The organism is Desulfosarcina variabilis str. Montpellier (assembly GCF_048565275.1).
Classification (GTDB): domain Bacteria; phylum Desulfobacterota; class Desulfobacteria; order Desulfobacterales; family Desulfosarcinaceae; genus Desulfosarcina; species Desulfosarcina variabilis.
In genome coordinates, this window is record NZ_CP159846.1 from 6778596 (window position 1) to 6800048 (window position 21453).

Genomic DNA, 21453 nt, shown 5'->3' on the forward strand with positions numbered 1-21453 from the left:
CGCGCATTTATCGTAAACTTTCTAAAGTACTGCTGCTGCCAATTTCCTTTCGGCTTCTCGCTCCTTGGCCATGATCACCAATTCATCAACATTCAAAACCAGTGAAATACCGCCATCACCAAGGATTGTCGCTCCGGAAAAACCGCTGTTTTCCTGCAGGTAATCTTCCATCGGTTTGATTACCACTTCCTGCCGTCCCAATAGCGTATCGACAATAAACCCAGTGCGACCGGCCGCCCCTTTTAGAACCACGACAAAAAACCGATCGTCGATCTCTTTTCTCTTCATGGTTTTGATATTGAGCAGGTCAGCCAGCTTAACCAATGGAAGAGGCTCTTCACGCAGATGCATAATTTCGCTTCCATCCACTGTAAAAATCTCACCAGGATGGATGCGCAGCGTCTCCTCCACAGCGCTCATGGGCACGGTAAAGTGTCTGTCGGCACACCTAATCATCATCGCGGGGATAATGGCCAACGTCAATGGGATTTTAATTCTAAACCGCGTACCGACGTCCTGCCGCGTTTCAATTTTCAGTGAGCCATTGATTTTTTCAATACTTTGTTTCACCACATCCATCCCCACACCACGCCCTGATGTGTGGGTGATTTGCTCGGTGGTTGAAAAACCAGGTAGCATGATCAAATCAATCAATGCCTGCTGGTCCATCTCGTCCAAGGTCTTGCGATCAGCTAAATTCTTTTCCACGGCTTTCTGACGAATGCGGGAAAGATCAATGCCCTTACCGTCATCCGTCACCTCGATGACAACGTTGCCACCTTCGTGATAAGCCTCAAGAAGCAATATTCCACTATCTTGTTTTCCTTTGCGCCTGCGTTGCTCTATACTTTCAATTCCATGATCGACAGCGTTGCGGATAATATGAATCATAGGATCAGCGAGTTGCTCGATGACCATTCGGTCCAATTCGGTTTCCTCACCACGGAATTGCAATTGAACCTTCTTATCCCCTTCCCTAAGCAAATCATGAACCAGTCGTGGATAACGATTAAAAAGCCTTGATATGGGTAACATGCGAACTTTCATGACCTGCTCTTGAAGATCACTGGTTACCCTGCCTAATGTTGTCGTGGCATCGTTAAGCCTATTGGTCAGATCGTTGATAAGACGTTGGTCTGACTTATCCATAGAGAACCGTTGATAGAGATAATTGGCCAACTCGCGCATTTCGCTGAACAGCTGAGAGAATGATGAACGGTTGACAACCAGTTCCCCCACTTGATTCATTAGATAATCTACTTTATCGGCATCAACACGGATGCTCTTCCTGACCGTGCTTCGGGCGGTAAAGCTCTCTTGGGTGTCAGTTTCCGCCTGTTTTTGATCGGATGCCGGTGGTGTGGAGAAATCGATGACCGGTGTCGTAATTTCGGATTCTTGTACCTCGATCTCAGGAACCGTTTCAGGGAAACGTTCGGCCTCAGGCCACAGGTCAACACCATCATCATCTCCGCTCAAAGCCATGGTTTTATCTGCTTCAGCGAATTTTTGTGAAGACAACGCCGATCTATCGTCTATCGCATCTTCTACGAAATCGTCAAATAAAGATGCTGTTTGGTTATCAGTAGCAGCTGTTTCCAATGGCGCCGAATCAGTAGCGATATCCTCCATCCCGGCTGAAAGCTGAATCGCCATCGGATCCTGATCAGCATCCTTATCCTCCACAGTACCGGTCGCAAGGTCACCGTTTTTCATGGAAGAAAAAGTTTCATCCAAAGATTTTGAAAGCAAAATATCACGTTCATGATCATCAATGGATGGCAGCCCCTCGAGAAGCTGGTCAAATTCTGATGATGCTTGTAAATCCGTTTCAATGGGTGGATTTGATTCTTCTTCCTCGGTCACCACGGGGTTCAGCATCGTCGTATCAATGGCGGCAAGGGATTTCGCATCTGGAAAGAGTTGCTGGATCTTATCGATCGCAGCTTTAACCGTGGTCTGCAAAAACGCTTGAATGTCCGCATTATTTGCCGATGGGACTTGAGAAGAAAACGCACTTATCCCTGAATGCAGGGCCTCATAATGAGTCGACAGTGCATCATAGCCCATATAATTGGCAGTGGATGCTAAACGATCCACTTGATCGCTCATCTCTTGGATCGCTTCCGCCACATTCTCTTTGCGCGTGATCCGGCCGGCAGTTTCCAGAAGTTGTTCAAGTCCCGATGTCAACTGCTCCATGAAAATCTCAAACAACTCTGTGTCCGCCTCACCACTATACACCGTCGTCGCTTCCTGCACTGGCGTCGATTCCCCTGAGGTAATGGCCTCCACCCGGTCCAAAAGGTCATCAATTTCCAGATTCTCCTGACCGGACGACTCGACCTGGGAAACCAACTCGCTGATCCGATCCCGCGCATCAATCAGAACATCCACCGCCACTTTGTCGGCCAACAGGACACCTTCACGAAATGAGTCTAAAAGATTTTCAAGACGGTGTGACAACCGTGCAATCCGCTCAAACCCTAAATACTCCGAGGCACCCTTGATCGTGTGCATGGATCGGAATATCGTGTTGAGCAACTCGCTATTCGTCGGGTCGGCCTCCAATTGCAGTAAACACCCTTCTAGTTCTTCCAAATGCTCGCGGGTCTCGTCAGCAAAATCTTCAAGCAGGGAATTGTCAAAATCCCCGGAAGAATCCGTTGCTGGCAGCGGATCTTCATCTTCCTGCTCCAATACAAGCTCATCTTCAAGATCAAAACAAAGAATTGGCTCTTCATCCAAATCATCTGTTCCAGCTTCAGGCTCCTGGTTATCAGCCACCACCTTCTGTGACTTGGCGGAGAAAGCCCAATCGCCAGACAGAAGCTGTTTAAATTGCTGATCGATCGTTTCAAGCGAGGCGTCCGGGAAAAGTTGCTGGATCTTATCGATCGCAGCTTTAACCGTGGTCTGTAAAAACGTATGAATGTCCGCGTCACCTGCTGACGCGGCTTGGGAAGAAAATGCGCTTACGCCTGAATGCAGGACATCATAATGGGCCGACAGAGCATCATAGCCCATATAATTGGCAGTTGATGCTAATCGGTCCACCTGTTCGCCCATCTCTTGGACAGCTTCAGCCACGCTCTCTTTGCGGGCGATCCGGCCAGCAATTTCCAGAAGTTGTTCAAGTCCGGATGTCAACTGCTCCATAAAAATCTCAAAAAGCTCTGTGTCCGCCTCACCACTGTACACCGTTGTCGCTTCCTGCACTGGCGCCGATTCCCCTGAGGTAATGGCCTCCACCCGGTCCAAAAGGTCATCAATTTCCAGATTCTCCTGACCGGACGCCTCAACCTGGGAAACCAACTCGCTGATCCGATCCCGCGCATCAATTAAAACGTCCACCGCCACCTTGTCCGCCAACAGGACACCTTCACGAAACGAGTCCAAAAGATTTTCAAGACGGTGTGACAACCGTGCAATCCGCTCAAATCCTAAATACTCCGAGGCACCCTTGATCGTGTGCATGGATCGGAATATCGTGTTGAGCAACTCGCTATTCGTCGGGTCGGTCTCCAATCGCAGTAAACACCCCTCTAACTCTTCCAAATGCTCGCGGGTCTCGTCAGCAAAATCTTCAAGCAGGGAATTGTCGGTCATTGAGAGCTCCTTGTTTCGGTCAATGAATTTTTGGTTTTTCGATTGTCTATCAAACCATCATTCAATTCATAGCCGATCAATCAAATCTAGAATTTCAGCGGTTTTATGCTTATTGATATACCCTTTTGCACCGATCTGAACCGCTTCGTCACTAAACCTATCTTCATCCAAATTGGATAACATGATAATGCGGGCATTCGCATCCATTTGCATAATTGCCTTGGCTGCCGCGATTCCGTCCATGCCGCGCATGGTAATATCCATCGTTACCACTTGCGGCGTTAACTGTTGGTACAAGGAAATGGCCTCATCACCGCTTTTGGCTTCGCCAACGACAGTATGCCCTGCTCCAACCAAGGTCTTTTTGATCATTTTTCGCATGATGGATGAATCGTCCACCACCAAAATCGTCTTTTCCATCCTCCAGCGTCCCTTTTTTCATCAGGAAATTATACAAACCGATGCCATGGATCGTGTTAACCATTCATTTTCATTTTCGACCGCTTCATGGATTTCAGTTTTTTAATCTCTTCAACCAAAAGGATGCGGCTGAAATTCAAAAGGATCAAAAGGTGTTGATCCATCTTGCAGACACCTTGTATATATTGGCTTTTTAAGCCCGCCACGACGATGTCGGGTGCGGGTTTAATGCTCTCTTTAGGGACGTTCAAGACCTTGGTGACGCGATCCACCATAAAACCAGTGGTACGTCCTTCAACGGTAAGAATAATAATCCAGGGCTCAGTATTGATCTGATCCGATTCGATAAGTTTCAATCGCTTGCGCAAATCGATGACAGGAACAATTCTTCCCCTAAGGTTGATAACGCCCTCCAGAAAGTCGGGTGCATCTGGAATAGCGGTAATGGTTGTATCGCGAATAATTTCTTGAACAGTCAAAATGTCCACCCCAAACAACTCATCACCAATAACAAACCCAATCAATTGTTGGTTCGTAGTTACTTCAACCGCTTCTTTTTCAGTCTGCTCAAAGCGTTCTTTCATCAGCGATTTCTCCTTTTATTGGATGGCTTCCTGACAGTGGGCATAGATAGTTTCGGCCATCCTTGGTCCAGGAAGTACCGGTGACAAACCATATTTTTCTGCGGCAAGCGCGGTCGTGTCACTGCATAAACAAGTCTTCGGGTCCTGAACAATGGCATTCCCGCCACCGTTGATAATCCGTCCAAGCCCCTTTATCCCATCTTCGCCAATTCCAGAAAGCAGGATTCCCGACGCTCGTTCTTTCATGGCCGTTGAGAGTGATGTCATCAGTTCATCGGTAATACGCGCCGGTGGTTTCGAGGGTTCAGATTGAACTCGAAGCACCAATCCATCATCGGTATTGACTACCGAAACCGCTTCAAAAACGGATGCAAGATAACATGTACCGGGTTGAATGACCTGCCCGTCAATGGCACGGCTCACCACAATAGGGCTATGGTCGTCTAAATAGCGGGTAAATGCGTCCACATGCGAAGGTGTAGAATATAAGGCGGAAATAAATGCCGCCGGCAAATCGGGTTTAAGTTCGGGAATCAAGCCTAACAAGGATCCATACCAACCATAGGAACTACCAATAGCAAACACCCATTGGCATTGCGTATTGGGTGTGGATTTGTTTTGGGACGCTGTTTGCGCTGGCCGAAGGTAGCGTACCGCATCAATCCCAGCCCGAGCGGCATTTTTTACCCGACTGATAATCAATTCATGTTGACTCTTCAGGTCCTCCTTAAGCAGACTAGAAGGTTTTTGAAGAAAATCGATGGCGCCATATCGAAGGGCTTCAAACGTTTCTTTTGATCCCTGACCCGTCAATGTACTGAACATGACCACCGGCGTGGGGCATTTGATCATGATATGCTTGATGGTGGTCAATCCATCCATGACCGGCATATTTACATCCAGTGTGACAACATCCGGTTTCAATTCCGAAATAAGTTCCAATGCTTTCAATCCGTGTTCCGCCTCACCGACAACTTTCAGTCGCGCATCCGCTGAAAACATTTCTTTGATAATCTTTCGCAATACGGTGGAATCATCGACAATCAATACGGTAATGGGGGCCTGGGATTGATTCTCCGAACGTTGGGGGGTTGTCTCGGCAAAGACACTGAGTTCCCCACTATCCATTAACGGCTTGGATATCACAAGCGATTCACCGCACTGGCAACAATTAAAAGCGTGCAGATTTTCGCTTAGCTTGTCCGAATTCAGATCGTTTCTGGCACCACACTCTTCACAGAAAATGATCATTTTTATATTTCTCTCCAGTATCGGACGTGTTTTTCATTAAAGGTTGCCCTTAAAAGACAACTCTTTTGTTTTACGTCGAACATAAAGGGTGGGGATGCGAAAACTTATGATCACGTATCGAGTGTATCGCATCCCCTTTTACAAGCGCGTGTTAGGTTGCCTGTTGCTCACCGATACGGAACTGAGCAATCTGATCGTTGAGACGCGTCGATAATTGTCTCAATTCATCGGTGATTCCCACAACCTCGCTGGCCCCGGCCACGGTCTCGGTTGCACGGGTTGCCGAAGCGGTTGCAATCTCTATCAGGCTTTTTGATCGCTCGGCTTGCAGGTCGGTGAGTTTTCTCATTTCCTCACTTCGTTCAACCACGCCGCGCATTTCGGTTCCGACATCTTCAGCACTCTTTTCAGCCTTTTTCACCAGATCGGAAATGGTTTGTGATTTATCGATCAGTGACGCCAGCGCAGCCTGAGCGGCCTCACGACGTTTACCCTGCCGACCGGCCATGCCACCGATCTCCTCGGCCAATGCGTTGAGGCCTTCCATGAGCGTGGTCACATCGCGTGTTTGCTGGTTCAGGGTTTGGGTCATTTTGGAAATGTTATCGATCGCCTCGCGGTTGATCTGACCTCCCTGGGCAATCTTTTCCAGCGCTTTTTCAGAGCGGTCGGTCAGGCGGGTTCCTTCCTGAACACGATTGGTCGATTCTTTAATCAGCGATCCGATCTCTTTGGCGGCTTCAGATGAGCGTTGGGCCAATTTTCCAACTTCATCGGCAACCACCGCAAAACCTTTACCGTGGACGCCTGCACGGGCCGCCTCAATAGCGGCGTTTAGGGCCAGCAAGTTGGTCTGTTCAGCAATGTCGGTAATAACCGAAATAATATCGGCAATTTTTTCCGAAGATTCGGCGATGGCCTGCATACCCAAAACGGTGTCCTTAACCGATTGGGCACCTTCCTGAGCAGCGGCCAAAACGCCCTGACCATGCTCGGTGGCGCGGTTGGCGGCCTGGTTCATTTCTGACACAATGGTATCGATTTGTTTGACGGAATCGGCAACCTTAGCAACCTGCTCACCCTGTTTGCCGGCAGTGGACACAACCATGGAACCGGTTTCCCCCATAACCGTCACACGTTCACTGGCAATATCAGCCTCTTTAATCTGTTCGGCAGAAGCCTGCTCCATTTGGCGCATGCTCTCGATGAGATTTTCGACCCGACGGTAAGACAGGTTGGCCGCGTCTCGCTGGGAATGGGAGAACTGGGCCACTTCACCAGCCGTGTCACCCATCTGGTTCACCGTATCCTGAATGATTCCCATCTGGCGCTCTTCTTCGGTGGCACGCTCTTTATTGGCGGTAGCACGTCTGGACACTTCTGTTGAGAAGTCATTAACACCTGTCGCGGCAGTGTTGGCGACTCTCATCGATTCGCGCATTTCACCGATCATATTGTTGAATTCTTTGGCCATGACGCCGACCTCGTCCTCATGGCTAACCGGCACGTTAAGCGTCAGGTCACGATCGGAAGCAACTTGGTTAACAACGCCGGCGATCTCGACAACCGGACGGGCCACACCACTGGCAACCAGATAAACGACCCCGATCATTACCATCAGGGCCACCATACCGATGATCAGTGTTGTGTAAAGTACCTGGCGCGGCTCCTTGAGAACTTCGCCCAGCGGAATGTTAACCCCAAGGCTCCATTTGGCCTGGGCTGTACCAATCGTAATGGGGGCAAAAACGTAGTGGGTTCTGAGTTTGGTTACCTCGGAAACCAATTCCTGAGTTGCTTCCTGTCCACTTTTAACGGCATTGATCGTTTCCTGACTGAAATTAAACTTATCCATGGGCTGACCGACAAGGCTGCTATTGGTGCCATGGGCAACGAGATTCGCTTCGTGGGATACGAGAAATCCATACCCCGAACCAAACAATTTAACCTGCTGCACAATAGGGGCTAATGCTTCAACCGGGAGATCGATACCAACAACAGCTACCGTTCTGTTGGCAAACTGAATCGGTACAGACAGGGTGGTTTTCATGCCGGTTTTATCATCCACGGTGTAGGCCGTGGGCTCAAAAATGAATTCCTGGTTTGATTTTAGTGGCTCAAGGTAGTAGTCGCCTTTGCCTTTGACCGTGTAGTCGACCAACGGTTCAACGTCAATTTCACCATATAGTCGGTTCCAATAGGGAACATAGCGGCCGGTTTCATCATGGCCAAAAGCATCGATGAAGTCAGAATCTTTTCCATCCAGGGCATTGGGCTCCCAGCAGGTCCAAACGGCAAGAAAGCCTGGGTTGTCAACCAGTACCTGTTTGAGGATACCATCCATCATATCCCGCGGAGGTAAGCCCTGTTGTTTCATCCCCTCAAAGGCTTTGGCGATGGTATGGGCCGTATCCATGGCATTGTTGAGCTCCATCTGCACCTGGTTGGCATAACGGAAACTGGACTCACGCGCAAAGTTCAGGGCCTCCCTTTCCGCGATGCGCTCATTGTGGAACCCGATGTAAAAAATGGTTACCGAGAAGGCAATCAGCGTCACCGAACAAATCGAGAGCAACAGTTTTGTTCTCAGCTTGAGGTTATTGAATTTTTGAAGCATTTGTCTGGCCTCCTAAAAGGATTGAAAAATAAATTATAGCATTGCAAAAAAGATTTTTCGCTTAACTTATTGAATCAAGGGCAAATGACGCATACCATCGGGCCCTATTTCGCATTGGCAATAACATTGAGGCAATCTGCCACAACCGTATAGTCTCCTGGATATGTCCACTTAAAAACTTTTGCTGCTCGTAAGGCCTCATGGTCGCTTTTCATAAGCATGAGTGCTTTCCTCACTTTCCGGCGCAGGTCCCGGTCCGCCGATTGGCAGGCCGCGAACGGCCATTCTGGATAGAGCTCGGTGGAATGCACAAAAGCAAAGGAATCATCGATTTTATTGATCACCCGGAAATCGCTCATCTGGATTCTTCCTTCAGCCTGCATCCTTTCGAGTGTATCCGATCGAACCGTGCCCACATCAACCTTTCCTTGCTTGACTGCCATGACCACATTGTCGTGGGTTCCTCCTTCAATGAATCGTGCACAATCTGTTTTGGGATTGATTCCGTTCTCGAGCAATAGCCGCCACGCCATTTGTCCGCCCCCAAAAGAGGAGTACTTGACACACATCAACCGCTTTCCACGGATATCCTTAATATCTTTTATCAAACTGTTTTTTTTAACAAATATAACGCCCCCAAACTTTTCCACCGCTTCATTTTGCCGTCGATTAACCATGGTTGTCAGCGCTTTGAGATCGTATTTTTTTTGCATGGAAGCATAAAATCCAGAATTGGTGATTAAAAAGTGAATCTGTTGTCTGGCCAAAGCCGGTTCGATATCAACGAATTTAAGTGGGATGATAGTCACTGGTCTGGCCAATTTATCTGAAATTGCTTTGGCAGTAGGCCCCCATTGTTCGTAGGCTTTTTCGGCCCCTCGTTTGGCAAGCACCCCGATCTTTATTTCTGATTGGGCCTCTGCGACTGTTGATCCAAACAGTCCCACAATGAATGATAAAATGAGAAATATGGTCAAAAATCTTTTTTCCATTTTACACGTTCCTATGGTTGATAAATTAGGTTGAACCGACAATTAAAAAGAAGCTTCGGTCTTTTTGCCATTTACTTGAGAAAAACCTTTAGCAATGGGTCCTTGAAGTATCATCAACCAAGACATCAGGAATCATCATATGGGGTTTACAAGGAGACCAAAAACCAGAATTCGGTTCTATTTTATTATTGTTACAGCTTTGCGCATAAAGCTCCTTGGGACTTTAATGCTAGCCGCCTGGGCCACCTTCAAATTGATGGTCAGATCGCCTTCCACGTTTTGGCTGAGCGGGATATCACTTGCCGGTGTTCCATTAATGATCTTCAATGCCGCTTCAGCCGCCCAGCGTCCTTGCTCCTGGGCCGACCGGGTATATCCCAAAAACGTATAGGGGGTCATGAAATCCAAATCGCATCCGGAAGGAATTTTTGTTTTCGACATGACCAGCATTAACGCCTCATCATCATTCCAGCCGTTGACACTACCATTGTTACCCACCAGCAACACGTCATAATTATTCTGAATTCTAATATATTCATTCTTCCACTGTTTGAAATCATCAACATGGATACGATCAAACGGCAGTTCGATAATGTTATTGTAGCTATCGGCATCTTTGTGATCGGTAAGCGAATTACCGATTAGCAAAGCGACTTTCTCTGTCCGAGCGAAGTGTTTCAGGGAATAGATCAACTTTGGCATGGGCGATACTTCGATCATACCGGTTACGTTTTTATACGGGTAACCGTATGCATCCCCACTGTTATTGACCCCACAAAAAACAAATGGAAGCCTGGCGTCCTTATAGTATGGCTGGATGATGTATTTTGATGCATTGTCATCCGAGGCAATCACAACGTCCGGATTAAAAGACTCAATCATCGCTTTGGCGGTTAAGGCTGCCTTTTTTTTGAATCCCTCATCCGCGTTTCGTTTCGTATCCATATGAAAAGTTGTCATTTTGACATTGGCATCTTTTAAGACGGATTGGATGCCCTCAAGAATGCCATCACTCCAACCGTAGCCCTTATGGTAAGAATCGACATACAAAATCCGGCTCTGGGAATATGCCGTTATTGGAAAAAGAAACAGGCCTATAGCAACAGAAATCAAAAAGCAGTTTTTCATCATACAAAATTCCTTTCAGCCAATTTAAGTCAACACCGATCAACATCCGGGATGAAGATCAATCGCAACCAAGAGATTGTTTATTGATGCTGGCCACACGCAACCGTTTTCCCGCAGAAAAAAATCATTTGAAGAGCGGGCCAATACTGCTACAGTCGATCCTACCCCATGGATTCATGCAAGCAAATTATCGGCAGCTATCATTGAAACATTAGGAATGTAGAGACATTTATTGATCCCCCACATATGAATAGTGGGGGTAATTTGTATGAATTGAGAATGAAGCGTCCATGCAAGACCATAACGATTCAAAAAGATTAAAACAGTCAATAATGGTTCGCCCAAATCCGTTGTGGTGGTTTGGTCAAATCCTGTTGATCGCTGCGGCCTGCTTTTTTGTCTTTTTTGGGATATCTTTGCTGGTTGCTGCCTATCAGCTCAAAGATCCTTTTTCTTTTATCATGACCTTTTTTGCGGCGAATCTGATCATTCTGATCAGCGCTGTGATGGTGGTGGGTTTTGTCATGCGGGCATATCGTAGGCTGAAAGGATACCGCACCCGAACTGCTCAAGACGTCGATAAAAAGAATAATGGTGCCAATTAATCGGTCACTTTTTTACCGCTGGCGCGATACATCCGAACTCTGGCTTTTTCAACGGTGACGATTCCTTCGGTAATGGCATGATCAATGTCTTTAAGAAACAATTCAATCTTTTTTTCGGTATCGATAATTTCCACAATCACAGGCAGGTCTTCGGAAAGTCTTAAAATTTTTGTTGTATGAATCAGGCTATTGGCACCAAAGCCCTGAATCCCTCGCAGGACGGTCGCCCCGGCCATGCCTTTGGACCGCGCCTGTTGAACGATCCATTCATAAAGGGGAATTCGGCCGTACTTGTTGGTTTCTCCGATGAAGATCCTTAACAGCTGTCCATCTTCATTCAATAAAATGGTCATTTGTCCCCCTTATTTGTAACCGTTTTAAAATGAAAGCATCTTTTCCTGCAAAAGTGCTAAATATAGCGTGACAGGGTATGGCCGGCCAACACAGCCCCTAAACCCAGAATAAGACTGATCCCCAAATTGCCAAAGGAGGACAACCATTGCCCGTCCCTGGCCAAGTTAAAGGTTTCCAAACCAAATGTGGAAAAGGTGGTGAAACTGCCTAAGATACCGACAAAAATAAAAGCTCGCCATTCCGGAGAAAAAACCTGACGGCTTTCCATGAGCCCGCCCCCCATACCGATCAATAAACAGCCAACAACATTTACCGTCATGGTCCCTAAAGGGAATGCTGCCGTTTTTATCAGCGTGTGCACTGCACCGGCCACAAGATACCGGAGAATGGCACCAATGCATCCGCCAATACCGATATACAAAATTTTGAGCATATCAATCTCCTTGAGCGCCACCCAGAAAGATCATTGTCCTATTTCTGTAAAAAGCGACAACATACGATATATCCTTTTTGCGACTGCCTTTTGAATAAGAAAAAAAGATGCCGCATGCAATATTTTTTATCTATATAGTCACAATCGATTCTTATAATTAGCATAAAAAAAGAATTTTATTCTTGACAGTCAAATAAAAAAAGAATAAATACGCAAAAAAAAGGAAATATTCGAATGATTGACGATATCAGTCTAAAAATTCTTAGAATTCTGCAAAAAAAGGCACGTATTCCCAATGTGGAAGTTGCCCGGCAGGTTGGCATGGCACCATCTGCCGTCTTGGAACGAATCCGTAAATTAGAAAAAATAGGCATCATCGACGGCTATGAAGTACGTCTTAATCCAGAGCGATTCGGCAAAAGTCAAGTGGCGTTCATTCATGTTCACACAAGTGGCAATGGAACAGATAAGGCGATCCTAAAAAGCCTTGCGGCCCTGCCCCAGGTACAGGAAATTCATTATGTTTCCGGTGATGACAGCTATTTGCTCAAAGTCAGGGAAACCGACACAAAGGCATTGGGGCGCTTGGTGCGGGAACAGATTGCACCGCTGGGTGGTGTCGTTGCCACCCGTACCGCCATTGTCATGAATACCTTTAAAGAAACCGCCAGAATTCCCATTGACGATCAGGCGCTGAACCGCTGAGTGATCATCCGATAAAAATAATACGAAACAGAAGGGCTATCATGATTCGCATCAATGAGCATTATCTAAAGTTAAAAGCATCCTATCTTTTCTCTGATATCGCAAAACGGGTGACCGCCTACCAACAGCGTCATCCCGACTCACCGATCATCAGACTGGGCATCGGCGATGTTACCCACGCCCTGCCCAAGGCCTGTATCGAGGCCTTTCATCAAGCGGTTGATGAAATGGCCACGGATACGACATTTCGCGGATATGGGCCTGAACAGGGATACGAATTTCTTAGGCAAGCGATCGCCGAGAACGATTTCAAGAGCCGCGGGGCCGACATCAGCACGGATGAAATCTTCATCAGCGACGGTGCCAAATGCGATACTGGCAATATCCAGGAAATTTTCGATATCAATTCGCGGATTGCCATTCCGGATCCGGTGTACCCGGTCTATCTTGACACCAATGTCATGGCCGGTCGTACGGGAGCATTTCAAGATGGCCGCTATGAAGGCATTGTTTATTTGGACAGTCATGCTGAAAACCAATTTATTCCTGATCTGCCATCCGAGCCGGTAGATCTGATCTATCTGTGTTTTCCCAATAACCCCACAGGGGTAACGATTTCATCCGATCAACTTAAAAAGTGGGTTGACTTTGCTGTAGCCAACAAGGCCATCATTTTGTTTGATGCGGCATACGAGGCATTTATCCGTGATGATCGTCTGCCCCATTCCATCTATGAAATCGAAGGGGCAAGGCAGGTGGCCATTGAATTCAGAAGTTTTTCCAAAACGGCCGGGTTTACCGGTACCCGCTGTGCCTACACCGTGGTTCCCAAATCACTTCAGGTAACCACGTCATCCGGAGACAAAATTTCTATTCACGACCTGTGGAACCGGCGTCAGAGCACCAAATTCAACGGTGTTTCCTACCCGGTCCAGCGCGCTGCAGCAGCCACATACAGCAATGCCGGCAAGCAGCAGGTCGCCGAGTTGATCGATGGTTATATGACCAATGCCGCGCTCATTCGCAAATCCATGCAAACCCTTGGTTATGGGTGTGTGGGCGGCGAAAACTCGCCCTACATCTGGGTATCTACCGGCCAGGATTCATGGGGATTTTTCGATATGCTACTGGAGAAGGCCGGCGTGGTGTGTACCCCTGGTGCCGGTTTTGGTAATTGCGGAGAAGGCTACATCCGCATCAGTGCCTTCAACAGCCATGAGAATGTAACGACCGCCTTGGCCCGTATCAGCCAAGCCTTAACCCCCTGAAGAATTGGAATTGCATCATGCCCATGTCCACTGAGTTCGAGAATCGATTATTCCCGCGGCTGGAAGCCATTGTCGACCATTTTGGAACACCATTTCATATCTATGATGAAGCCGGCATTCGTAAAACCGGAGAACAGCTTAAACACGCCTTTGCCGGCATTCCCGGTTTCAGGGAGTATTTTGCGGTGAAGGCCCTTCCCAATCCGGCCATTCTAAAAATCATGGCTGACATGGGATTCGGCTTTGATTGCAGTTCCGAAGCCGAGCTGGTATTGAGCCGAAAAGTCGGCGCCAGTGGTGATGACTTGATGTTCACCTCCAATAACACAACCCGTCAAGAGTTCTCCACGGCCATGACTGACGGAAGCAGTATCATCAATCTGGACGACATTTCACTCATTAACACGCTGCCCACCATACCGGAGCTGATCTGCTTTCGATACAATCCAGGTGAACGGCGCACAGGCAACACCATCATTGGTACCCCGGTGGAAGCCAAATATGGCGTGAGTCACGATCAGCTGATTGACGCCTACGCCGCAGCCATGGATGGTGGCGCCAAGCGATTCGGTCTGCATACCATGCTGGCCTCCAATGAGCGCGATTATACGTATATGGTAGAAACCGCGAAGATGATTTTGGAGCAGGTGGAGCGGATCGGTGAAGCGCTGAACATCCGTTTCGAATTTGTTAATATCGGTGGCGGACTGGGTATTCCCTACCAGCCGAACGACGCGCCTTTGGATTTGGACAGCATGGCCAAAAAAATTGTCACACTATTCGACTCATTCGCTCAGAAAAATGAGTACATGCCAAAACTGTTCATGGAAAGCGGTCGCTATATGACCGGCCCCCACGGGACGTTGGTCACCACCGCCATCAACCGCAAAGAAATCTATCGCACTCATATTGGTGTGGACGCCTGTATGTCGGCCCTCATGCGTCCGGGTATGTACAACGCTTACCACCACATCACCATACCCGGCAAAATAGGAGTCAATTCAACCCAGATGGTTGATGTTGTCGGCTCCCTTTGTGAAAATAATGATAAATTTGCCGTTCAGCGGCCTCTGCCGTCCATTTCCAACGGTGATCTGCTCCTCATCCATGACACCGGTGCCCATGGTCATGCCATGGGGTTTAATTACAATGGCAAATTGCGTCCCAAAGAGTTGTTGCTCAAAACCGATGGCACAATCGAGTTGATCCGCCGTGAAGAACGGCTGGACGACTATTTTTCCACCCTTTCTTTTACCCCGGATGTGCTCCCCATGAAATTGCATCCCCACACGTCAACACTGGCCAATTAAAATAAACCGGAAGTCTCAGCACCATCTGACTGAGATTGACGGTTAGGTGGGACAAACAACATGACGGTCGCCGCAAATATGCGGCGACTTCTTTTTTGTTGTCTCAAGGCTTTAAAAAGAGTATGTAAGTGTTCCATACGCCATGGCCGGAACACGGCAGGTATTTTTTTGACCCGCTAAAGTTATCCATTAGCATGACCGATATCTCTCGTAACAGACGTATACCTATCATCGTATACTGATTTTGATATCCCATAGCTGATTCATTTTGTATTGGTCACAAAAGCAAAGCGCCTAACAAGCAACGCTCCTGCCCTGTTTTGACCAAAACGCTAGCACCAAGGGTTCGTCTGCCTTCTGAAACAGATCAACAACCATATGGATGCGAGGCTATCCCTTGTTTATTTTTCTTGGCGCCCCATAAAATGACCTCGGACGCACCAGGGACCAAGATTGTCAATGTTTTGCGAAAACATCATTGACTTAATCCAACCGTGCTGGTTTATATGCGGCCAACACAACCAAGGAGAACCCATGGATGATTTTTTGCACAATCTAAGAAGTGGAAAACTGAAGCAGACCGATCGTGGCCGAAGAGACTACTCGGACTATAAAGGTCCCCAGCGACGGGTCAATAGTGATCGCCGCAAAACAGATTACTATGCCAAAGTTACCAATGAGAATTTTGCGCTGATCAAGGAAGCGTTGGATGCCCTTTCAGTAAGCCAGAAGCGCATTGCCGATGCCATGGCGGAAAGGGGAAAAACCGAAGCCCGCATTGCTGATGCATTAGAAAACATCGCCAAAATGATGGAAGGACGTCACCTGGAAACGGAAGAAGCGATATCCCAACCCGACGAGACGTCCAATATGGAGAGTGAAGCGCCTCCACATCCATCTGAAATGGCAACGGAATCGTCAGCCATTGATGTAGACGACGAAGGCGACGGCGCTGAAAGCCAACCCGATTTGATCAGTATTATCTCAACCATGCGAGATCAAGGTACAAGTTGGGAAAAAATCGCCCGTTACGTTGATGAACAAAATATCCCCACCGTGTCCGGCAAGGGGAAATGGAGAGGCCCGGCAATAAAAAAATACTGGTTGACCAACGCCTAGCCCCAAACTCGAAAAGCCTATGGCAAACTGACGATGCCATCACCACAACACCACAAGCCTGATGGTTGCATTAGCCGGCAGATTCGCTTCAGATATCTATCAAGCCATGCCCCGGTACCAAGCAAGGGTGTCGATCAACCCCTGTCGAAGTCTCATCTGGGGCTGATACCCCAGTACATTTTCAATTTCACTGATGTCGGCGACAGACTCATGGATGTCACCGGCTCGCGGTGGCTCAAAAACAGGATCGATCTTTCTGTTGGAAAGCTCACCAACCAGCTGCCATAAATTTAAAATTTGAATTGATGAACCGGTTCCCACATTGAAAACGCGTCCGGCTGCCATGGGGTGGGTGGCAGCCAGCAGATTGGCATTTATGACATCTTTGACATAGACAAAATCCCGTGATTGGCTGCCATCGCCGTATATGGTCGCCGCCTGATCCCTGGCCACTTTGCTCATAAATATGGATATCACTCCGGAATAAGGAGACGATGGATCCTGCCGTGGCCCAAACACATTAAAATATCTGAGACAAACGGTTTCCAAACCATAGAGTCCACCGAAAACCGAAGCATAATACTCTCCGGTGAGCTTTTGTACTGCGTAGGGGCTTAAGGGGCATGGCTTCATGTTCTCAGTTTTGGGCATTTGTGGATCATCACCATAAACCGCGCTGGAACTGGCCATCACCACACGCCGCACCCCTTTTTTTCGGGCGGCATCGAGTACCCGAACCGTTCCCAGATCATTCACCTCGCAAGAAAAAGACGGATCTTGCACCGACTGGGTAACTGAAACTAACGCTGCTTGGTGAAAAACCACATCGCATGCCGTGGTCACTTGGTCGAGGATGTCAGCATCACGAATGTCACCTTCAACGAACGTAATCTTGCTTCCAAGGTGTTTAATATTACGGTGATGTCCGGTAGAAAGATTATCAAGCACGGTTACCCTGCTGCCGCCCGCTACCAATGCCTCCACCAAATGGGAGCCAATAAAGCCAGCCCCCCCAGTTACCAGTGCATGCCGGATCTTTTGCATATCAATGCCTTTCTTTATCCACTCGACGCAAAAAAGGGTCTTGCGAGCATCTACCCTGTTGCGCTACAAAAAAAAGAACCGTTTATCGTTTACCACCCATTGCCATGAAACCCAACCCACCCATTGTCTGCCGTAAGTGCAAATTCTATTTCATTACCTGGGACCCACAACGGCCCCACGGTTGCAAAGCCATGAATTTCAAAAGCCGACGGCCGCCGCATCTTGTCGTCCGCCAGACCTCAGGAAAGGAATGTATGAATTTTATCCCCAGGGAAGATGTCAACGATGATGGCATAAGATAATTCGAAATGCAATGTGCAGGATAAAAGGATTATGCGATTGCCTTCCTTGACGGACGTTCCGTTTGTATTAATTTTATCTCAATTGCTAAATTATCTATATCCAAATTAAATGAGGCGCCATGCAACCGACTGCTATCCAGCTAAAATTATTTGCCGCATTGACTCAGATGGCACCTGAAAATGCCAATCAGCTTCCCATAAAACCAGGCATCTCTGTGAAAGAACTGTTGGAGGAACTGAATATTCCATCCATCAAGGCTCATCTGATTTTTATTAATGGTGTAAAACAGTCATTAGACACCCAACTCCATGGTGGAGAACGGGTGGGGATTTTCCCACCGGTTGCCGGTGGATGACGCATGCAAAAAGCGCTCTCACACCATGTTCAATCGATTGCCCGACAAGTATGTTTAGATGATGGTACCCCCCTTTTAATCATCAATCTAACAGACGTCAAACGCATTGCCCAGAAACTGGGAATCAAGCAAAGACAGGTAGAGATCGCTGCCTTAAGCGACAATATCCTTCCCGAGCGGTATCTTCGCAACATGAAAACGCTTTCCATCGCCGATCAACTCAGATTGGTTGAATCTAGCGTAGGTGTGGTTGGGTTAGGTGGCTTGGGGGGGCTGCTGAGCGAAACATTGGCGCGCATGGGAATCGGGTGTTTGCATTTGATCGACGGGGACGCTTTCGAACCTCACAATCTCAATCGACAGCTGCTCAGCCGGGCGGACAATATTGGCGTATCAAAGGCAGCGGCCGCTGCGATGCATATCAAGGCCATCAACCCCGGGATAAAAATCATTTCCACCAACACCTTCCTGACCCAGGAAAACGCCGACCGTTTAATCAATCAATGCAGCCTTGTGGTGGATTGCCTGGATACCATTGAATCTCGATTCACGCTCCAATGGGCCGCAAAGCGCGCCGGCATCCCCATGGTGTCTGCAGCCATCGCCGGCATGTCCGGCCACATCACCACCATCTACCCTGAAGACATAGGACTCGAATCCATTTATGGACCACCAGAGCAACTGAATATCTCCAAGGGAGCGGAAACGCACTTGGGGTGTTTGGCCATAGCGGTCAATCTGGTGGCCTCCCTTGAATGTGCCGAAGCCGTAAAAGTATTGCTGGGCAAGGCAGGGACACTAAAAAACACCTTACTGGTGATCGATCTGACCGATTACACATTCGAAACCCTGCGTCTGGCCTGATGATTATGAACGTATAGTCAAATCGCCTTGACCCAACGGATCGACGATGGTACACCACGTTACGTCTTTACTGACACAAAGGAAGGTTGACCCTGTGAATAGAATACGGATTCGAGACCTCGATCGACAAGACGCCGCAGATGTAATGAATATCTGCACTTCCATCGTTCGAAAACCCATGGATGTTGATTTTAATGCGCTGATCAAAAAACACGTTCAAAATGAAAACGATATTTGCCTTGTTGCCGAACATGAGGGCCAGGTCATTGGATTCATGATCAGCTATATCCTTGGCTTTGGTTTTGGTATAGAAAAAAGCGCCTGGATCGCCACATTCGGGGTAGATCCAAATTTCATGGGGCAAGGAATTGGTGAGCAAATGGCCCATGAGATTTTCACCCGTTACAAAAAAATGGGCATTGGACGGATTTACACCACCGTGCAATGGGACTCCACCGACCTCCTCTCATTTTTTAAAACACTGGGATTTGACCGCAGCAATCACATCAACCTGAAAAAAACATTTTAGTCTTTTTAGGTTGGCCATGCCATCAATCCGATAATCCATCCTTGATTTTCTTTCTTTGGACGCTCTCTTTTACTTTATTTTTAAGAATTTTTTTTCCTAATGGCATATCCATCGCTCCCCCCCCTTTTTCCTTCATATTCCGTAATATATTGTAATAATATTATATTTTAACATACACAGATAAAACAAAATAATTGGTCCGCTTTTTGATAGGAGGGGTTTCAAGAAAGGTGGACATGAATTACGATGAAACATGGATCAATTATCGCGTTTATATTTGTCATTATTGTTATTTTTCATTCTCCGGCAGTAGCCTTGGAAAGCACTGCAGCGTTGGAGAGCAAAGCACTTCAGGCCTGGATGGCCCGGCTGTCGGCAACGGATGCTAAAGGCCAGAATCTTTATTCGGCAGTGGCACGGTTCTATCAACAGGTGGGGTATCATCCGGTCTGGACCGGCCCGGATGGCTTGCTGCCCGACGGGGAAATGTTGCTCCAGACAATTACCCAAGCCTCGACAGCGGGCCTTGATTTAGATAACTATCTACTCCCAGGCCGGTCCAACGCATGGGTTGATTATACTCAGGCGTCTGATCCTGGGTTCCCAAAAGCAATAGCATCTTATCTTCGGTCAGACGTCATGCTTACCGAAAAAATACTTCGCTATGCCTACCATGTATACCAGGGCAGTGTCATGCCGGAACAGATTTACCAGTCATGGCTGGCGCCCAAAAGGCCAACGTCCCGGGATATCCCTGTCGCGTTGGCGCAGTCGGTCAGAGACGATTGCTTGGGCGCCTTTATCGAATCATTGCATCCCCGGTCAGAGGCGTATAAGCGCCTTCGCAACGCTCTGTTACAGTATGAAATAATCAGGCGCAGCGGCGGTTGGTTTCCAATTGACAAAGGTCCGACGCTGCGAATCGGCGACAAGGGGCCTCGGGTGGCCATGCTCAAATATCGCTTAAAACTTACCGCTGACGGGTTTGAGGATGCGCCCATAGAAAACGATCGATTTGATGAAAACCTTGCCTCGGCGGTCAAACATTTTCAGCACCGTCATGGGCTTGAGGAAGATAGCCTTGTGGGTAAAGAAACCTTGGCCGAATTAAACGTTCCGGTTGAAAAACGTATCGATCAGCTGCAATTGAGCATGGAACGATGGCGCTGGTACCCGGACAGTCTTGGCGATCGATTTCTCATGGTCAACATCCCTGCCTTTACGCTGACAGTCGTTGAGTCAGGAAGCCGTGTGGATCGTATTCCCGTGATCGTGGGTAAAAAGAACCGTCAAACGCCGATTATGTCCGATCAAATGACCTATATTGAATTCAACCCCTATTGGAACATTCCTCAAAAAATCGCCCGCAAGGATATTCTGCCCAAAATCAAACATGATCCTGCCTATCTGATCAATCAGGGCATCCGGGTTTTCGACAGCTGGGATCAACATGCCCAGGCGTTGGATCCGACCGGTATCGACTGGAACAAACTATCGGCAAACTATTTTCCCTACCGGTTGCGTCAGGACCCATCCCGCCACAATGCGCTGGGTCAAATCAAGTTCATGTTTCCCAACGCGAAAAGTATTTACATACACGACACTCCTGGAAAATCATTGTTCAGCCGGCAGCAGCGGACTTTTTCCTCTGGTTGCGTGCGTATCGAAACGCCCTTCACCTTGGCCTTCGAATTATTAAATGACCAAGGTTGGAATCAGGATCGACTGAAAACCGTGACCGGCCGTGAAAAGCCGGTATCCGTGGTTCTTAAAGAACCGATACCGGTCCATTTGGTGTATTTCACGGCCTGGGTGGACGAAGATCAGACGGTGAATTTCCGCAAGGATATCTACGGGCATGACGCGCGTCTTTTTCAGGCCCTCCACCATCCGGAGCCGGCCCACCGACTGTAACAAGTCAGTGCCAATCTTTGAGTGATCCATTGGCCACACAACATATTGT

Annotated in this window: 19 protein-coding genes; 9 read left to right on the forward strand and 10 right to left on the reverse strand. The window is 47.9% G+C overall.

The window, feature by feature from the left end; translation table 11 throughout:
- Positions 1-21 precede the first annotated feature (21 nt).
- From Dvar_RS30680 to Dvar_RS30710, 7 genes are all read right to left on the reverse strand, one after another.
- On the reverse strand, positions 22-3609 hold the full coding sequence (locus Dvar_RS30680) for an Hpt domain-containing protein (protein WP_419656935.1): 3588 nt from the start codon (positions 3607-3609) through the stop codon (positions 22-24).
- Between the two features lie 66 nt (positions 3610-3675).
- Positions 3676-4029 (reverse strand): response regulator, encoded by a 354-nt coding sequence (locus Dvar_RS30685; RefSeq protein ID WP_419656936.1) that lies wholly within the window; start codon positions 4027-4029, stop codon positions 3676-3678.
- A gap of 56 nt (positions 4030-4085) precedes the next feature.
- Positions 4086-4613, reverse strand: coding sequence for a chemotaxis protein CheW (locus Dvar_RS30690; RefSeq protein WP_419656937.1), 528 nt, complete (start codon positions 4611-4613; stop codon positions 4086-4088).
- Positions 4614-4628: 15 nt separating this feature from the next.
- Positions 4629-5864, reverse strand: a complete 1236-nt coding sequence (locus tag Dvar_RS30695) for a chemotaxis protein CheB (protein WP_419656938.1) — start codon at positions 5862-5864, stop codon at positions 4629-4631.
- 151 nt (positions 5865-6015) lie between these two features.
- Positions 6016-8481 carry a methyl-accepting chemotaxis protein gene (locus Dvar_RS30700; protein ID WP_419656939.1) on the reverse strand — a complete coding sequence of 822 codons (2466 nt, stop codon included), beginning with the start codon at positions 8479-8481 and terminating at the stop codon, positions 6016-6018.
- Positions 8482-8585: 104 nt separating this feature from the next.
- A complete protein-coding gene (locus Dvar_RS30705; protein ID WP_419656940.1) occupies positions 8586-9473 on the reverse strand; it encodes a phosphate/phosphite/phosphonate ABC transporter substrate-binding protein in 888 nt (295 codons plus the stop codon).
- A 177-nt stretch (positions 9474-9650) separates the two neighbouring features.
- Complete coding sequence (locus Dvar_RS30710; protein ID WP_419656941.1) at positions 9651-10604, reverse strand: ABC transporter substrate-binding protein; 954 nt, start codon at positions 10602-10604, stop codon at positions 9651-9653.
- A gap of 329 nt (positions 10605-10933) precedes the next feature.
- Here Dvar_RS30710 and Dvar_RS30715 point away from each other — a divergent pair, with 329 nt between their 5' ends.
- Complete coding sequence (locus tag Dvar_RS30715; RefSeq protein ID WP_419656942.1) at positions 10934-11206, forward strand: hypothetical protein; 273 nt, start codon at positions 10934-10936, stop codon at positions 11204-11206.
- Here Dvar_RS30715 and Dvar_RS30720 read toward each other — a convergent pair.
- Positions 11203-11559: a DUF190 domain-containing protein gene (locus tag Dvar_RS30720; RefSeq protein ID WP_419656943.1), complete on the reverse strand. Its 357-nt coding sequence runs from the start codon at positions 11557-11559 to the stop codon at positions 11203-11205. The two genes, Dvar_RS30715 and Dvar_RS30720, sit on opposite strands and share 4 nt — an antisense overlap.
- Before the next feature lie 56 nt (positions 11560-11615).
- Positions 11616-11993 (reverse strand): fluoride efflux transporter CrcB, encoded by a 378-nt coding sequence (crcB, locus tag Dvar_RS30725; protein WP_419656944.1) that lies wholly within the window; start codon positions 11991-11993, stop codon positions 11616-11618.
- Between the two features lie 234 nt (positions 11994-12227).
- On the opposite strand from crcB, the gene Dvar_RS30730 reads away from it, so the two are divergent.
- The 4 genes from Dvar_RS30730 to Dvar_RS30745 all read left to right on the forward strand — a co-directional run bounded on the left by Dvar_RS30730 (position 12228) and on the right by Dvar_RS30745 (position 16395).
- Positions 12228-12698, forward strand: coding sequence for an Lrp/AsnC family transcriptional regulator (locus Dvar_RS30730; RefSeq protein ID WP_419656945.1), 471 nt, complete (start codon positions 12228-12230; stop codon positions 12696-12698).
- A gap of 41 nt (positions 12699-12739) precedes the next feature.
- A complete protein-coding gene (locus Dvar_RS30735) occupies positions 12740-13966 on the forward strand; it encodes an LL-diaminopimelate aminotransferase (protein ID WP_419656946.1) in 1227 nt (408 codons plus the stop codon).
- Between the two features lie 17 nt (positions 13967-13983).
- A complete protein-coding gene (locus tag Dvar_RS30740; RefSeq protein ID WP_419656947.1) occupies positions 13984-15276 on the forward strand; it encodes a diaminopimelate decarboxylase in 1293 nt (430 codons plus the stop codon).
- Between the two features lie 534 nt (positions 15277-15810).
- On the forward strand, positions 15811-16395 hold the full coding sequence (locus Dvar_RS30745; protein ID WP_419656948.1) for a hypothetical protein: 585 nt from the start codon (positions 15811-15813) through the stop codon (positions 16393-16395).
- 99 nt (positions 16396-16494) lie between these two features.
- On the opposite strand, the gene Dvar_RS30750 is transcribed toward Dvar_RS30745, so the two are convergent.
- On the reverse strand, positions 16495-17439 hold the full coding sequence (locus Dvar_RS30750) for an SDR family oxidoreductase (protein WP_419656949.1): 945 nt from the start codon (positions 17437-17439) through the stop codon (positions 16495-16497).
- 421 nt (positions 17440-17860) lie between these two features.
- Here Dvar_RS30750 and Dvar_RS30755 point away from each other — a divergent pair, with 421 nt between their 5' ends.
- The 4 genes from Dvar_RS30755 (at position 17861) to Dvar_RS30770 (ending at position 21404) form a co-directional block, all read left to right on the forward strand.
- Positions 17861-18097 (forward strand): MoaD/ThiS family protein, encoded by a 237-nt coding sequence (locus Dvar_RS30755; protein ID WP_419656950.1) that lies wholly within the window; start codon positions 17861-17863, stop codon positions 18095-18097.
- A gap of 3 nt (positions 18098-18100) precedes the next feature.
- Positions 18101-18961, forward strand: coding sequence for a HesA/MoeB/ThiF family protein (locus tag Dvar_RS30760; RefSeq protein ID WP_419656951.1), 861 nt, complete (start codon positions 18101-18103; stop codon positions 18959-18961).
- 94 nt (positions 18962-19055) lie between these two features.
- Entirely contained in the window at positions 19056-19490 is a 435-nt protein-coding gene (locus Dvar_RS30765; RefSeq protein ID WP_419656952.1) for a GNAT family N-acetyltransferase, read from the forward strand.
- 246 nt (positions 19491-19736) lie between these two features.
- Positions 19737-21404, forward strand: coding sequence for a L,D-transpeptidase family protein (locus tag Dvar_RS30770; protein WP_419656953.1), 1668 nt, complete (start codon positions 19737-19739; stop codon positions 21402-21404).
- Positions 21405-21453 lie beyond the last annotated feature (49 nt).

Excerpts from the sequence above, each read along its gene's own strand:
- Dvar_RS30680 (WP_419656935.1), bottom strand. The coding sequence starts at position 3,609 with ATGACCGACAATTCCCTGCTTGAAGATTTTGCTGACGAGACCCGCGAG.
- Dvar_RS30685 (WP_419656936.1), bottom strand. The coding sequence starts at position 4,029 with ATGGAAAAGACGATTTTGGTGGTGGACGATTCATCCATCATGCGAAAA.
- Dvar_RS30690 (WP_419656937.1), bottom strand. The coding sequence starts at position 4,613 with ATGAAAGAACGCTTTGAGCAGACTGAAAAAGAAGCGGTTGAAGTAACT.
- Dvar_RS30695 (WP_419656938.1), bottom strand. The coding sequence starts at position 5,864 with ATGATCATTTTCTGTGAAGAGTGTGGTGCCAGAAACGATCTGAATTCG.
- Dvar_RS30700 (WP_419656939.1), bottom strand. The coding sequence starts at position 8,481 with ATGCTTCAAAAATTCAATAACCTCAAGCTGAGAACAAAACTGTTGCTC.
- Dvar_RS30705 (WP_419656940.1), bottom strand. The coding sequence starts at position 9,473 with ATGGAAAAAAGATTTTTGACCATATTTCTCATTTTATCATTCATTGTG.
- Dvar_RS30710 (WP_419656941.1), bottom strand. The coding sequence starts at position 10,604 with ATGATGAAAAACTGCTTTTTGATTTCTGTTGCTATAGGCCTGTTTCTT.
- Dvar_RS30715 (WP_419656942.1), top strand. The coding sequence starts at position 10,934 with ATGGTTCGCCCAAATCCGTTGTGGTGGTTTGGTCAAATCCTGTTGATC.
- Dvar_RS30720 (WP_419656943.1), bottom strand. The coding sequence starts at position 11,559 with ATGACCATTTTATTGAATGAAGATGGACAGCTGTTAAGGATCTTCATC.
- crcB (WP_419656944.1), bottom strand. The coding sequence starts at position 11,993 with ATGCTCAAAATTTTGTATATCGGTATTGGCGGATGCATTGGTGCCATT.
- Dvar_RS30730 (WP_419656945.1), top strand. The coding sequence starts at position 12,228 with ATGATTGACGATATCAGTCTAAAAATTCTTAGAATTCTGCAAAAAAAG.
- Dvar_RS30735 (WP_419656946.1), top strand. The coding sequence starts at position 12,740 with ATGATTCGCATCAATGAGCATTATCTAAAGTTAAAAGCATCCTATCTT.
- Dvar_RS30740 (WP_419656947.1), top strand. The coding sequence starts at position 13,984 with ATGCCCATGTCCACTGAGTTCGAGAATCGATTATTCCCGCGGCTGGAA.
- Dvar_RS30745 (WP_419656948.1), top strand. The coding sequence starts at position 15,811 with ATGGATGATTTTTTGCACAATCTAAGAAGTGGAAAACTGAAGCAGACC.
- Dvar_RS30750 (WP_419656949.1), bottom strand. The coding sequence starts at position 17,439 with ATGCAAAAGATCCGGCATGCACTGGTAACTGGGGGGGCTGGCTTTATT.
- Dvar_RS30755 (WP_419656950.1), top strand. The coding sequence starts at position 17,861 with ATGCAACCGACTGCTATCCAGCTAAAATTATTTGCCGCATTGACTCAG.
- Dvar_RS30760 (WP_419656951.1), top strand. The coding sequence starts at position 18,101 with ATGCAAAAAGCGCTCTCACACCATGTTCAATCGATTGCCCGACAAGTA.
- Dvar_RS30770 (WP_419656953.1), top strand. The coding sequence starts at position 19,737 with ATGAAACATGGATCAATTATCGCGTTTATATTTGTCATTATTGTTATT.